Genomic DNA, 16,359 nt, shown 5'->3' on the forward strand with positions numbered 1-16,359 from the left:
AAGTCACGGCCGACCCTGGCAGATTGTGTCCCTTCAACTCTACCTCAAGCTGCCATGGGCGCGCATGCAGGATCAGGATGTAACCATGCCATTCTTCCGACCGATGGCGTTGCCGCCCTCAGCGGGACGGCATCTCCGCCATCAAACCTTGAAACGCCCCACCAGATTCTGCAACTCCGCCGCCAGCCTGGCCAGCTCGTCGCTGGCCAGGGCAATCTGATCGGAACCGCTCGACGTCTGTTCCACAGCCTGGGCAATATTGGTGATATTGCGGTTGATCTCCTCGGTCACCGCCGACTGCTCCTCGGCGGCACTGGCGATCTGGGCATTCATGTCGTTGATGTTGTTGACGGCACCGCTGATGGCCTTAAGGGACTCGCCGGCCCGGGCGGCCTGGGTCACGCTCTGGCGCGCCTTGCCCCGGCCCTCCTCCATCACCTTCACGGCACCCACCGCTCCCGACTGCAGCCGTTCGATCATGGCCTGGATCTCCGTGGTGGAGGATTGAGTGCGGCTGGCCAGCGTCCTTACTTCATCGGCCACCACCGCAAAACCTCGCCCCTGCTCACCGGCCCGGGCCGCCTCGATGGCGGCATTCAAGGCCAGCAGGTTGGTCTGTTCAGCGATACCCCGGATCACCTCCAGCACCTTGCCGATATCGTCACTGTCCTCGGACAGGCGGGTAATCACCCGGGAGGCGTTCTCCACCTCATCCGCCAGCAGCTCAATGGCGCGAATGGTCTCCCTGACGACCTTATCCCCCGAAGCGGCCTCCTCACGGGTGGTGGCGGCGGCTTGGGCCGCCTCGGAAGCATTACGTGACACCTCCTGCACCGTGGCCGTCATCTGGTTCATGGCCGTGGCTACCTGATCGGTTTCAGAATGCTGCCGCCGCACCTGCTCACGGGTCTCCTCCGTGGTACTGGACAACTCCTCGGCCGCTGCCGCCAACTGGCTGGAAGCCGCGCTTGCCTGCCGGACCAGTTCACGAATCTTGCCGACAAACTCGTTGAAGGCCCTGGCCAGCTCGGACAGTTCATCCCGACCCTGGGCATCCAGTTGACGGGTCAGATCACCATCCCCCCGTGAAATTTCGTGCAGGGCATCGGATAACCGGATGATGGGACCCACGATGATCCGGGCCAGGAAGACGGCGACGGCCACCCCGACCGCCACTAACATCAGCATGCCCAGCAGCATGTGCATCACCATCTGGTTCACACCCTGGCTGACGATGGCGTCGATCTGCTGCCGCGGTATGCCCAGAAACAGGATGCCGATGACCTGATTGGAGCCATCCTTGATCGGCTCATAGACTGTAAGGTGGGATACGCTCAGGATCTGCGCCTCCCCGATGTAGCGCTGCCCCGACGAAACCGGCACAAAGGCTGAACTGGACTGTCCGAGCTGCGTACCCACGGCACGACGCCCATCGGGCAGACGGACACTGGTGGTCACCCGGGTAAAGTCACTGCCATCCCGGGCAAACACCGTTGCCAGCACACCCAGTTCCTGTCCCAGTCTGTCCACCGCCTCGAACCGGTCATTGAGCGGCTGGCCCTGGGCATCCACCAGTTTCCCGTCCACCAGACGCAATGCACCCCACTCGGCGGCCACATAGTTCCTGGCTGACCAGATATCCCCCTCGATCTTCATCCTCAGGGTATGATCCACCAGGACATGCCCCATGCGACCGGCACCCTGGCTGGAAATAAGCAAGGCGGCAATACCGATCAGAACCAGAAGAATCACAGTGACGCCAATCAGACGCGTCCGGATGGTCAGGTTATTCCACATGGTATCGGCTCTTCTCAGCAAGTGTCAGGGATCTGCGCGCTACACTCCCCACAAGGGAAAAACCGAGCAACACTCCCGCCGTCACTCTTAATGAGTGGGGGAATCCGGAGCATGCAGCCTGACTGGATTCCCGATTGCACGGGAATGGCTCACTCAGAACATCCCAAGCGGGCATTGCCCACTGACGACAGCATGCGCGCGCAACGACCAATCGCGGCGATACTTTATACTTAGTCTAAAGTTTTTGCATCCAATCCCCTGGGCCAGCGACACCGTCTGGCCATGTTTTTTCTGCATCCATCGAAAACCTCACTTACAAACCCGTATCGGCCTTGCCCGAGAAAGCTGAAATATAGGCATGGCAGGTCTGGGCATCCTCCGCCAGCTCCAGCAGGCTGAGAGTACGCCGTTGCCACTGCCCAAACTCCAATGCCTCGGAGGATCGTGACATGTCCTTGAAGCCCATGGTCCAGTCCGAAAAGATCCGCTGGGTGATATCCCCCTCCGCCACGACGCGGATATCCTCATGGCGGGGATCAAGGCGAATACGTGACATGGTGGCCTGCACATGCTCGAAGGGCCCCTCCAGCATCTGCATGAACTGACCATCCTTGTAGATCAAAAAACCGGTCACGCCCAGCCGGGCATTGGCAATACGCGAAGGACCGAGGATCTGCCGCAGTGACTCACCATCCATCGGTTTAACGGCACGGCTGACATACAGGATGAAGTAATCCGAACGGTGTTCCGTCAACCGCTCGGACTGTGCCTGGGCATCGATCAGCCCCATGAACACTTCCCGGGTCACGGGAGGGTAAAACAGATAGCCCTGAAACAACTCACATCCCCCGTTCAGCAACTCCAGGTGCTGCCCCTGCGTCTCCACCCCTTCAGCCACCAGGGTCAGCCCCAATGCCCGCCCAAGACCAATGACGGCCCTGACCACCGTGCGACTCTCATGACGGGTCTCAATGCCATCCACGAAAGCCCGATCGATCTTCAGGATGCTCACCGGCAAACGGGTAAGCTGAGCCAGAGAAGAATAACCCGTACCGAAATCATCCACAGCCAGCTGCATTCCCAGGTCCGACAAACGGCGAAGCACCCGAAGATTGGCATCAATATCCGCCATCAACGCCGTCTCGGTCACCTCCAGCACGATGCGGGAAGGATCGGCGGCCGTTTCCTGGAGCACCGTGCGCATATCATCCACCAACGACTCATCGGTCAGCTGACGGGCAGACAGATTGATGGAAACATACGGAGCCTGCGTTCCCCAGCGACGGCGCCAGTCCACCTCTGCCAGACACCCGGCACGGAACACCCACAGACCGATGGGCAGGATGACGCCGCTCATCTCCGCAATGGGAATGAAGACGGCAGGAGACACCTCTCTTTGATGGGGAAACCAGCGCAGCAGCAATTCGGCACCGACAATTCGCCCACGATCCGAGGACAGGATGGGCTGAAACCGTACCTGCAGTTCCTGGTTCTCGATGGCCACCCGCAGCCCCTGGGTCACATTAAGCCGCTGCAAGGCCTGATGATGCTGGTAATCATTGAAAAACTGCCAGCCATCGCGCCCCTTCTGCTTGAGGGCATGCAAGGCCGTCTCCGCGCAACGCAACATGTCATCGGCACTGTGGGTACCGCCCTGCCCCGTGGCCACCCCGATGCTGGCGGTCACAATCACCGGCACCCCGTTGATCTCGAAAGGCTGGCGCATGGCCTCGTTGAGACGCTCGGCGAGACCGGCAATGGCCGCCGGCTGCCCCACCTGCTCCGCCAGTACCGCAAACTCATCCCCGGCCAGACGGGCCACCGTATCGCCCGGCCGGACCTGCTCCAGCAGGCGCCCAGTCACCTCCAGCAGCAACGCATCTCCAGTCTGGCGATCATGGCTGTCATTGATCAATCTGAACCCATCCAATCCCAGATGCAGCAGGGCAACATTCAGTCCATGCCGACGGGAGCGTGCCAGTGCGTTGCTCAGACGCTCGTGCATCAGGGATCGGTTGGGTAAACCGGTGAGCGCATCATGGGTGGCACGCCAGAGCAGTTCCTTCTCCGCCTGCTTGCGCGCGGAAATATCCAGCACGGTCACCACCAGATTCCACACACCATGCTCCTGAAACTTGGCGATGGAGGCCTCCAGGGACAGGAAACTGCCGTCCTTGTGATACCCGGTGATTTCGGCCCGCTCCGACATGCGCCGCTCATCTTCCGGGCCTTCGAGGAACTGACGATAAAACTGCGCATGCCGTTCCCGCATGTGCGGCGGCACCAACAGATGCACGGACTGGCCGGCCAGTTCACCATCCTCATAACCGAACAGCTCATAGGCCCGCCGGTTGACATGGATCAGCATCCCCTGCGCATCTGCCGTGAGGATGGCGATATCCGCGCAGGCCAGGATATTCTGAGCCAGTCTGGATCTTTCCCGACCCTCGGCATGCGTGGTGGACACGAACTCTCCAAGGGGCGCGCGCATCGGCAAACCCAGCGTCGTGGAAGACGACCGATAGCGTTCAGGAATCAGCGGCGGAATACGACCGAAGCTTTCAATGATGCTGAAACCGCCATTGGCATTGCAGCGCGCCAGGTAAGTGTTGATCCGGGCATGACCAAGCTCCGGCACCATGTCCACCTCGCCCTGGGGCGCCATGACCCGCACCTGCTTCAAGGCCGAACACAACTCATCAGGCGCCGTGGAACCAGCCTGCAGGACAGCCTGAGCGAACGCATGCACACAGACGTAAGCCCCTTCGCCGAAATGGGTCAGAACACCATTCCCCTTGGGCCAGACACCGGTTACATCCGGCAGCCCGGACAGACGCCGGAGAAGATCACGGTTGGCCGGGGTATCCACCGACATGAAATAACTGTTGACGACATGGATCCCCTGGCGCGCCTCCCGGGAAAGCTGTCCCGCCATGACCTCATCGAAATGGCCGGTCACCAGGGCCATGCGCCGGTTCAACCCGATGGCGGCGCAGCGACGAAACAGCCTGACCTGATCCTGGCCGGAAAAAAAGGGCACGAACACATCGGCCCCGGAACGGCTCACCTGCTCCAGCAGAACCGCCAGGCCCTGTTCGCCGACATCGAAAGGCAGGTACTCATCCCCCACCACATCCCCGCCCAATGCAAGCAGGGCCTGCTTGGCGGCATCAATGGAACCACGGGGCCATTCGTAGTTATTGCCGGCAAAGAACATCTTGAGCCCATGGCGCTCGGCCATGAACGGGATCATGGGCTCGATCTGCTGATTGGGCAGCGCGGCAAAACTGAAAAAAAAGGGCTCGCGGATGCTGCCCTCATGGAAGGAAAAATTCAGCAGGGGCACGCGCCGGGGCGCCGCCACCTGGGTGGCCACTGTAATCCGGGAATTGGACAACAGATTACCGACCATGGCCACGCAGCCATGCTCATCCACCAGACGCATGGCCGCAGGCAAGGCCGTTTCCGGAAGACTGCCGTCATCCTCGATCACCAGCTCCAGAGGACGCCCCAGAATACCCCCGGCCTCATTGATCTCATCCACGGCCATTCGGGCAGCCCGGCAGATTTCCTCGCCGTAAAGACCGGCTATCCCGGTCAGGGGGGCCATCAGACCCAATCGAACGGAAACTGACAACGGCAGGGACATGGCGGATATACCACGTGATGCGCCATTACGGCAGTAATAGATTGATGATAACCGATCAGGTCATGATGATGGTGTTGCTGCCCCTTGAGGGCGATCAACAGTCTTCAGGCCCGGGCTTGATCGACACGCCTTGACACCCTCCCCCTCATGAGATTTCAGTGAATGGCGGCGGTCCGCGGCGCTGGATCTTCTCTGCATACATGGCCTTGTCCGCGCGGTGCAGCAAGGCCTCGATATCCTCGTCGGAGTCCCAGATCACCGCGCCGATGCTTGGCCCCCTGTAGTCGATGACCACCCCATCCAGATCAAATGTTCCCATGAGAGCAAGACCGATACGGTCCGCAAATTGCCTCGCCTGAAGCTGAGATTCCGTTTCATCACATGAGCCAGGGGCCACCGCCAGAACGACGAACTCATCGCCTCCATAGCGGGCGGCAAAATCCCCCTCCCGAAGGGCCGCGCTCAGACGCCGGCCAAACTGCACCAGAAAATAATCGCCGCTACGATGCCCGAAACGATCGTTGATCTGCTTGAAACCGTCCAGATCAATGAACAACACCATCACCACCGACTCCCCCAGCCGGATGGCCTGCGACACCATGCGCTGGGCCGTCTCGAACAGATAGCGGCGATTAGGCAACCCCGTCAGGGGATCATTCAGCGCAAAACGGCTCAACTCACGGTTGGCGGCCTGGAGCTGCTCGTAGTCCCGGAGCCGGATCGCCAGCAGGGAAAGGTAGTTGGACAAGGCGATCAGCAACAGACCATCACCGCCGGTCGGGTCCACCGGCTCATCAGCCAGGACCAGGATGCCGCCTTCCAGATCCTTGTGCGTGGCCGCGGTGAGCAAACCCACCGCCCCTCCATTCCCAAGACCCAACCGGGTTCGCAACCCGGCAATGGCCTCCATTGGCCAACCCTTCAGCAAGGATGGATTGTCCCTGGAGTGCATGCAATTCACTGAGTCACCCAATTGCGCCAGCACCTCCCTGATGAGTTGCTCATAACCGCCCGGCTCCTGCCCCTCCTCCACCACGGGGCGACCGGCCTGCATGCGAAAACAAACAACATGCCGCCAGACAGGGAGAGCCTCCAGGCGCCTGGCCACCTGCTTCAGGGTCTGATGAAGATTGCGGGCCTCAACACACAGATTGCCGATCTCCGAGGCAATGGACATCTTTTGCACCAGCGCTTCGGCCCGCTCCGCCCGATAGTTGGCGGTATCAAGATTGATCTCTCGCAACAGTTGGGCGGAGATGACTTCGGCAAACATGCCGACGATGGCCATGGCCTCGGGAGTCACCTCCACCGGCTGACAACTGGCGCCACAGAGGGTGCCCTGAACCGTGCCGTCGGCACCACGGATGGGGAAAGTGAGGTAAGTCTTCACGCCCAGGACGGTGCTGGCCAGTGAATCCGGCCAGCGTTCATCCACATCATTGATCAACAGGCGCTCACCAGCCAGGACACGGCTGCAGAGGGTGTCCTCCCAGGGAGCCGACATACCGGGGAGGATCTGCAGCTGATCGGTGTTATGGGTGAACAGGACCGTCTGAGTGCCCTTGTAAACCCGGGTGAGGAACACCGACTCAAGACCGGTGACCCGCTGGAGAATATCCAGCAGGGGTTGGATGGTCGCCGCCACGCCTGGTGCCGTGGCGGCCCCGGCGGCAAATTGTTGGATCTCTTGCAGCCACATTCTGCAAGTATAGGTCGTTATCCGTAAGCAGATCGAGTGCTCGGCGGGTCGTTCCGGGAAAGGCGTCGGGGCCGATCCTGTAGACAGATGATCCCCGTGCGCTGCCTGCCTGTGAAGTGGCCGGGTGGGCGTGGAATATTAGGGTTGAGGCATGTAATGGCCGCAAGCTATGCTCGATAACGGGTGCGGTGGTGATCCTCCCTGGGGGAGGCAAAGCGCCCTGCGCGAGATGTCCGGTTCGAACCCGTGCACCACCGACACCCAGTCATGCCAAAAACGCCCGGACCAAGCCCGTAACGATCACGCCCAGGGCGGCGAACAAAACCATCACCGCCAGATCCACCGAGGCTGCAGCCAACCCTATGGCGGCCAGCATGAGCAGAAAACCTTGAAAGACCAACTTCATGGACCATCTCCCGAGAGATCTTGAATATCTTCTCGTCACGGGCTGTGGATTGCCGGTCGCCTTACCCAGGCGCTCCAGCGCGGCAATCACCTCGCTGGCGTCGATCTGTACTTCGATCACAGCCATGCTCCTGTAAGACTTGGCGAGCGCATCGGACTGTCGTGCTCATACCACGAAACGCTGCGGACGTTGCGGCAGAGGCGCCGCCAAGTCATTTCGGTTCATCCCCGCACCTGCGGGGAACGCGAAAAGCAAGGCGCTGGGCTGGGACTCGACGGCGGTTCATCCCCGCACCTGCGGGGAACGCCCCTTAACAAATACCAGGACGTTCTGGTGTGTCGGTTCATCCCCGCACCTGCGGGGAACGCTTGGCGGCGGCGTCGAACTGTTCCGACAGGGCCGGTTCATCCCCGCACCTGCGGGGAACGCGCAGCTCGGCCACGGACAGCTCGGCCAGTGCCCGGTTCATCCCCGCACCTGCGGGGAACGCGACCCTCGCACCGATACACCTGCCCATGCGCGCGGTTCATCCCCGCACCTGCGGGGAACGCCCGGAGGTTTGGGCAATAATGTCGGATCAGACCGGTTCATCCCCGCACCTGCGGGGAACGCTTACCCGCACAGGGAGGACCTACACAACCTGCCGGTTCATCCCCGCACCTGCGGGGAACGCTACCGTAATGGAGCCGAAGCAATGAATTTGACCGGTTCATCCCCGCACCTGCGGGGAACGCAACTGCTACGGCATCAGGGGAGACAGGGAAGGCGGTTCATCCCCGCACCTGCGGGGAACGCTCCATCCCCTTGGGCCAGTATTCCTTCTCCAGCGGTTCATCCCCGCACCTGCGGGGAACGCCACGTACGGCCTCTGAAAATCCGTCCATTTGCCGGTTCATCCCCGCACCTGCGGGGAACGCATTCGGCGAGCACTCGTCGATCCCTCGACGATCGGTTCATCCCCGCACCTGCGGGGAACGCCGCGGAAACCTCAGCCCGAAGGTCGCTCAGGCCGGTTCATCCCCGCACCTGCGGGGAACGCGACTCTCCTGATAGTTCAACACGCCCTCACGCTGGTTCATCCCCGCACCTGCGGGGAACGCCCGAAGTTTTTGACCCTGCCGACCGGCGTAAACGGTTCATCCCCGCACCTGCGGGGAACGCGATACATGGTAAGAAGAACACCGTCTCACTATGCGGTTCATCCCCGCACCTGCGGGGAACGCCGCCCCTCCGGTAGGTGAATCGGATCAGGGGCTGGTTCATCCCCGCACCTGCGGGGAACGCTCATCACTGGGAACGATGATGACTGTCTCGAACGGTTCATCCCCGCACCTGCGGGGAACGCTTGAACTATCAGGAGAGTCAGCACAACTCCTTCGGTTCATCCCCGCACCTGCGGGGAACGCTGGAGCATGGGAACGATCTAGCTGTGTGCAGCCGGTTCATCCCCGCACCTGCGGGGAACGCATGTTCTGCATGATGGCGGCATACGTTGAAGGTGGTTCATCCCCGCACCTGCGGGGAACGCTGGGCCGACGTGGTTTGTGGTTTCATACGAGGCGGTTCATCCCCGCACCTGCGGGGAACGCGGAGGCGGGATGTGTTGCTGCAACCCCTATCGCGGTTCATCCCCGCACCTGCGGGGAACGCAACTCCATTTCTACGTGCTTTTCCCCGCCAATCGGTTCATCCCCGCACCTGCGGGGAACGCGGCGCCGGACAGGCCACCACCGGCGGCACGGGCGGTTCATCCCCGCACCTGCGGGGAACGCGGGGATGAATCAAGCAAAAGCCCGCTCTACGGCGGTTCATCCCCGCACCTGCGGGGAACGCCAGATCTACGCCTTTGAGAGCGCGCCAGGGGTCGGTTCATCCCCGCACCTGCGGGGAACGCCTGACCCTGCAGCCAAGCCACAAAGGCATTGGCGGTTCATCCCCGCACCTGCGGGGAACGCGGCGATGCAACCCGGGGGCAACCCTGCACCCCCGGTTCATCCCCGCACCTGCGGGGAACGCGGTTTCCAGTAGCAGGGGGTTGAGCTTCTGGACGGTTCATCCCCGCACCTGCGGGGAACGCTGGCACACGGGGATGCTGTCCTTGACCTGGAGCGGTTCATCCCCGCACCTGCGGGGAACGCGGGGCTCGATGGCGCGGCCGGTGGCGAGCCGGACGGTTCATCCCCGCACCTGCGGGGAACGCGGCATGTGCTCCCGGTACCAGCCCTGGGACAACGGTTCATCCCCGCACCTGCGGGGAACGCTCTCCTGGGGGCTCCTGTGTTGTCAACAAAGCCGGTTCATCCCCGCACCTGCGGGGAACGCATTACCACCGCGTCTCTGGTAATCCAACAATTCGGTTCATCCCCGCACCTGCGGGGAACGCACACGTTCATCAACGTCCAACCCGACAAAATCCGGTTCATCCCCGCACCTGCGGGGAACGCGTCACCACCGCCGCGCATCAGGTTTGTCATTTCGGTTCATCCCCGCACCTGCGGGGAACGCTGGCGTCCAGCAGCCGCTTCCCTTCAGGATGCCGGTTCATCCCCGCACCTGCGGGGAACGCGCAGGGCCGGAGTACGCCGCCGGCCGCCCGAACGGTTCATCCCCGCACCTGCGGGGAACGCTCCGGCAAAAAACTGAGAGACGCGGCGCGGGCCGGTTCATCCCCGCACCTGCGGGGAACGCGTAGTGATCGACGAGCCGTTTCTGACGGCCGTCGGTTCATCCCCGCACCTGCGGGGAACGCGCCATCGCAACTGACCCGATAGGGCGAGCGGCCGGTTCATCCCCGCACCTGCGGGGAACGCACGGTGGCCGCGGTGAGCGTTGCCATGTTCGCCGGTTCATCCCCGCACCTGCGGGGAACGCGCCTACCGCAGCATGCACCCGGACGCCTCCGGCGGTTCATCCCCGCACCTGCGGGGAACGCGCGGCCCGCCTGAACTCCTCGCGAACGCCATGCGGTTCATCCCCGCACCTGCGGGGAACGCTACTTCGCCACCTCGATGAAGGCCTGCGCGACCGGTTCATCCCCGCACCTGCGGGGAACGCGGACTGGTTTACGGAATGGGGCATCAGCCAGCCGGTTCATCCCCGCACCTGCGGGGAACGCGAGTGGACGAGCACACGCAGCGCATCTCTGCGCGGTTCATCCCCGCACCTGCGGGGAACGCCACGTTGCGGTCAATGTGCCCGTCTGCCACGGCGGTTCATCCCCGCACCTGCGGGGAACGCGGTGGCTGGCGGTAGGCGAGGGGCCGAAAAAACGGTTCATCCCCGCACCTGCGGGGAACGCGTTGACGTGAGTCTGACCCCAGCGCAAGAGAGCGGTTCATCCCCGCACCTGCGGGGAACGCGCTGGACGTGCTACCCGGTGGCAGCCTGGTGGGGGTTCATCCCCGCACCTGCGGGGAACGCGGCTCCGCCAGGAGTTGAACAAGATCGGCGGCCGGTTCATCCCCGCACCTGCGGGGAACGCTATAGGCCCTGTTGAACGAGCAGGGGGTAGACCGGTTCATCCCCGCACCTGCGGGGAACGCGTGCCCGACGCACTTGACCATATCTCATCAATGCGGTTCATCCCCGCACCTGCGGGGAACGCTGTTCACTTGGTTGCCTCAGTTGCGGAGGGGGCGGTTCATCCCCGCACCTGCGGGGAACGCACGATAGCAGAGGGCTCCAGCGTTTGACGTGCCGGTTCATCCCCGCACCTGCGGGGAACGCAGTTGTCTTCCAACCACTGACACAACCGCTGCTGGTTCATCCCCGCACCTGCGGGGAACGCAACGCAGCTTTACATGGAAAGCAACGTCACGCCGGTTCATCCCCGCACCTGCGGGGAACGCTGTCACGACTTGCTGATATTTTCGCTCGGCGTCGGTTCATCCCCGCACCTGCGGGGAACGCATGAAACAGCCGCAACCCACAAAAGTAAGTGACGGTTCATCCCCGCACCTGCGGGGAACGCGGGAAGGGGTCCGTTGTGCATTCCACAAAGGCCGGTTCATCCCCGCACCTGCGGGGAACGCATTGCTGTGACACACGGTGGCGTGATCGCAATAGGTTCATCCCCGCACCTGCGGGGAACGCCTCGACCCCCTGGAAGGGCCGCGCTGGACTCCCGGTTCATCCCCGCACCTGCGGGGAACGCGGGAAAATCGCCATCATGACAACCTCGGTCATCGGTTCATCCCCGCACCTGCGGGGAACGCTATCCCGGTCGGCCACCCGCTGGCCGTCAAGACGGTTCATCCCCGCACCTGCGGGGAACGCCATATCCGTGATCACATGATCCCGGTACGGGTCGGTTCATCCCCGCACCTGCGGGGAACGCGTATTCATAGTGACCATCCCTGTCGGCAGGCCCGGTTCATCCCCGCACCTGCGGGGAACGCGTAGCGCCTTGCGCCTACCCTGATTTTCTGGGCGGTTCATCCCCGCACCTGCGGGGAACGCTCTGTCATGCTCAAGTTTCAGGCGGGCTTGGGCGGTTCATCCCCGCACCTGCGGGGAACGCGCCTCAACCGACGGGGCGGTCACCCCTACGATCGGTTCATCCCCGCACCTGCGGGGAACGCTTCTCCGCGCCCGAAGGCCGGGCCGCCTAAACCGGTTCATCCCCGCACCTGCGGGGAACGCTTGAGCTTCCATCAGGCCTTCTCCTCAAACATCGGTTCATCCCCGCACCTGCGGGGAACGCCACACCAAGGAGCTGCAGGCCGAGCGGGATGCCGGTTCATCCCCGCACCTGCGGGGAACGCGCGATGGATGCGGTCGGCGGCATGGATCAGGTCGGTTCATCCCCGCACCTGCGGGGAACGCTGGTCCAGCTCCCGTACCAGATCCTCCAATGGCGGTTCATCCCCGCACCTGCGGGGAACGCAACTGATAGGCCTCCTGCAGGATCGACACCGCCGGTTCATCCCCGCACCTGCGGGGAACGCGGGATCGCATTGGGGAGTGGCTGTATGGCGCGCGGTTCATCCCCGCACCTGCGGGGAACGCTGATCCACCATGCCTCAGCCATGACGCACCGCCGGTTCATCCCCGCACCTGCGGGGAACGCGCAGGCTGGTTGATCGGTTGATGGAGCACGGCCGGTTCATCCCCGCACCTGCGGGGAACGCGACAACTGAGTCGGGCCAGCAGACATATATCGCGGTTCATCCCCGCACCTGCGGGGAACGCTGGATTTGTCGTTCTCCCGAGCATGAAGCTGACGGTTCATCCCCGCACCTGCGGGGAACGCGATCGACCCGACCCCCTAAGCTGAGTCCGTATGGGTTCATCCCCGCACCTGCGGGGAACGCCCGATACGCCGGCTCATTTCAGCGTATACCTCCGGTTCATCCCCGCACCTGCGGGGAACGCTCAAAATAAAAAGCCATGTCCTGTTCTCCTTACGGTTCATCCCCGCACCTGCGGGGAACGCGGAAGGGTCAATGCCAGTTCAACTGTCTGCGCCGGTTCATCCCCGCACCTGCGGGGAACGCTTCGGGCGTCTTCTGAATACCGAGGCGGAAAACGGTTCATCCCCGCACCTGCGGGGAACGCGCGCCCAAGTTTGTCCACAAAGGGAAGCAGGTCGGTTCATCCCCGCACCTGCGGGGAACGCACCTGTGCGGTTTTCGCTGCCATTTCGTCCAACGGTTCATCCCCGCACCTGCGGGGAACGCTGGGTGCAGGCGGCCGCCATCCTGATGCCCGTACGGTTCATCCCCGCACCTGCGGGGAACGCCTGCCCCGCCGTGCTGCGGCGGCTTCCTATAGCGGTTCATCCCCGCACCTGCGGGGAACGCGGGCATAGGCCACGACCCTGGCCAGCACACCGCGGTTCATCCCCGCACCTGCGGGGAACGCGTTTATGTCTCCCGTGATCCCTGTTCCTGCTACGGTTCATCCCCGCACCTGCGGGGAACGCTGATCCTCTGCCGCTGTTTTCGGAAGAAATGCCGGTTCATCCCCGCACCTGCGGGGAACGCCTACCAGGTGGCCGCCCTGCCTGGACGGTAGGCGGTTCATCCCCGCACCTGCGGGGAACGCGTGCGGTACACAGTGGTGATCGAGAGCGGAGACGGTTCATCCCCGCACCTGCGGGGAACGCGATCGACAAGGCCGTCTCGATCCTGCAGGAGGCGGTTCATCCCCGCACCTGCGGGGAACGCACCCCATCATCGGCGGCAAGCACGACGGCAACCGGTTCATCCCCGCACCTGCGGGGAACGCGAAGACGTGCAGCGCCAGGCGGCCTTCAACGCGGGTTCATCCCCGCACCTGCGGGGAACGCGCCTTGGATTCGCCGGACTCAGGGTTGAACAGCGGTTCATCCCCGCACCTGCGGGGAACGCGGTCAGGACAACGTCTCGACGTTTTTCGCCTACGGTTCATCCCCGCACCTGCGGGGAACGCGCGGGTGCTGCGGACTCCATGTCCACGGAAGCCGGTTCATCCCCGCACCTGCGGGGAACGCTGCATCACCGGGTCCTCAGTCCATGCCACGAACGGTTCATCCCCGCACCTGCGGGGAACGCTCTAGGCCGGGGGCCGAAGGCAAGAACGCCTCCGGTTCATCCCCGCACCTGCGGGGAACGCGTGGACGGGGACATGCCCAACACCTGGCGCTACGGTTCATCCCCGCACCTGCGGGGAACGCTGGTTGCGCGGGAATGGCAGTTTGAGCAATCTCGGTTCATCCCCGCACCTGCGGGGAACGCTTCATGATTTCACTCCGGCAGTTGGTTGAGGGCGGTTCATCCCCGCACCTGCGGGGAACGCGACCGCTATTTTCGTGCCTTTGCCCGAAAAGCCGGTTCATCCCCGCACCTGCGGGGAACGCCTGCTGATGCTGACCTCCCGGCAGTGGTACCACGGTTCATCCCCGCACCTGCGGGGAACGCGGTGTATTGGGTCATACCCCAACCCCCTGCATCGGTTCATCCCCGCACCTGCGGGGAACGCGTATATCACCCGGTCAACGGTGAAGGTTTCAACGGTTCATCCCCGCACCTGCGGGGAACGCCCGGATTGCGCCCGTGGTGCTTGGGTTCCTGCCGGTTCATCCCCGCACCTGCGGGGAACGCGCGACGTTCGCCAAGGCCGCCGCCCTGGCTGGCGGTTCATCCCCGCACCTGCGGGGAACGCATGACGCCGGAGTACCGACCCACAAGGCGCCGCGGTTCATCCCCGCACCTGCGGGGAACGCCGTATCGTCGCTGTTGTCATTGCGTGTTGCAGCGGTTCATCCCCGCACCTGCGGGGAACGCGGCAATGCGGTAACAAATCTCCTCAGCTAATTCGGTTCATCCCCGCACCTGCGGGGAACGCAAGCTGGTATGAATGAAGAAACGATGCGCGATCGGTTCATCCCCGCACCTGCGGGGAACGCAGGCGCTGCCCAGACTCAAAGCATTCCACGATCGGTTCATCCCCGCACCTGCGGGGAACGCATATTCTGAGCCCGGTCAAGCATGAACCGCTGCGGTTCATCCCCGCACCTGCGGGGAACGCGCTCTTGTCCGGCTCCTGACTGAAAAACCCTGCGGTTCATCCCCGCACCTGCGGGGAACGCATCGCATGGTGTGTGCATGAGGCAGACCCTTACGGTTCATCCCCGCACCTGCGGGGAACGCCGGCCCACAAACCAATAGTCGGCAAGAAAGTGCGGTTCATCCCCGCACCTGCGGGGAACGCGCAAACGACACCTTCTCATACTTCCGCAGAAGCGGTTCATCCCCGCACCTGCGGGGAACGCGTGCGACAAGTTGGCGGACGCTATCTCTTGGCTCGGTTCATCCCCGCACCTGCGGGGAACGCTTCCGGATAATGCAGAGCCGCTGATTGACGAGCGGTTCATCCCCGCACCTGCGGGGAACGCTGACGATGCTCCGCCGTGTAATCGTTGGCCGACGGTTCATCCCCGCACCTGCGGGGAACGCCCCGCCTGGGTCCGGTAGCGCAGGACGTAGACCGGTTCATCCCCGCACCTGCGGGGAACGCGGGGATCAGGAGAAAATCATGCCCTTGACCCACGGTTCATCCCCGCACCTGCGGGGAACGCTGGGGGTGTATCTCCCCGGCGTTACACCGTTACGGTTCATCCCCGCACCTGCGGGGAACGCTTCCCCGGTTCGACTGTACCAGGCGCGACAGGCGGTTCATCCCCGCACCTGCGGGGAACGCTTCCATGGGGCGGTTCCCTCCTGGCCCGTGGCCGGTTCATCCCCGCACCTGCGGGGAACGCGCCTGGCACACCCGCGAGGATCGTTTCACTGACGGTTCATCCCCGCACCTGCGGGGAACGCCCTGCATGATCACCGCCAGGCAGTCCCCCGGGCGGTTCATCCCCGCACCTGCGGGGAACGCCTCTTATTGTGTCTCAAGCGGGAATATTAAGCCGGTTCATCCCCGCACCTGCGGGGAACGCCTCAGCCCGATCCGGCGTGACTTCTCAATCACCGGTTCATCCCCGCACCTGCGGGGAACGCCTTTGAGTAGCCAGCAGAACAGCACAGTTTGCCGGTTCATCCCCGCACCTGCGGGGAACGCGGCCACCCCGCCAGGGTGGCCGGTGTTCCAGGCGGTTCATCCCCGCACCTGCGGGGAACGCATTAACACGCTTTGCCGCTCGCACCTGTACGCGCGGTTCATCCCCGCACCTGCGGGGAACGCGACGCACTTGTTAAATGGGTGCCGGAAGTTAGCGGTTCATCCCCGCACCTGCGGGGAACGCCGGTCCTCAAGCATTTGCGGGGTCAGTCGCGTCTGGTTCATCCCCGCACCTGCGGGGAACGCGAGGGGCTCCCAGTC

The 16,359-nt window shown here is 63.3% G+C and carries 4 protein-coding genes and 1 CRISPR repeat array (1 of these 5 running past the window's edge); all 4 genes read right to left on the reverse strand.

The features are described 5' to 3' along the window. Positions 1-141: 141 nt before the first annotated feature. Entirely contained in the window at positions 142-1,797 is a 1,656-nt protein-coding gene (locus CKO35_RS03620) for a methyl-accepting chemotaxis protein (protein WP_200172747.1), read from the reverse strand. Between the two features lie 313 nt (positions 1,798-2,110). Then, positions 2,111-5,446, reverse strand: coding sequence for an ABC transporter substrate-binding protein (locus CKO35_RS03625; protein WP_200172749.1), 3,336 nt, complete (start codon positions 5,444-5,446; stop codon positions 2,111-2,113). Positions 5,447-5,591: 145 nt separating this feature from the next. After that, the gene (locus CKO35_RS03630; RefSeq protein WP_200172751.1) at positions 5,592-7,145 is read right to left on the reverse strand and encodes a sensor domain-containing diguanylate cyclase; all 1,554 of its coding nucleotides are present in this window, start codon (positions 7,143-7,145) and stop codon (positions 5,592-5,594) included. Between the two features lie 265 nt (positions 7,146-7,410). Continuing rightward, positions 7,411-7,671 carry a hypothetical protein gene (locus CKO35_RS03635; RefSeq protein WP_200172754.1) on the reverse strand — a complete coding sequence of 87 codons (261 nt, stop codon included), beginning with the start codon at positions 7,669-7,671 and terminating at the stop codon, positions 7,411-7,413. Positions 7,672-7,768: 97 nt separating this feature from the next. Next, positions 7,769-16,359: direct repeats of the CRISPR family, unit length 29 nt; unit sequence CGGTTCATCCCCGCACCTGCGGGGAACGC (it continues 1,876 nt past the right edge of the window).

It is taken from the genome of Ectothiorhodospira shaposhnikovii, assembly GCF_016584105.1.
Lineage (GTDB): Bacteria > Pseudomonadota > Gammaproteobacteria > Ectothiorhodospirales > Ectothiorhodospiraceae > Ectothiorhodospira > Ectothiorhodospira shaposhnikovii.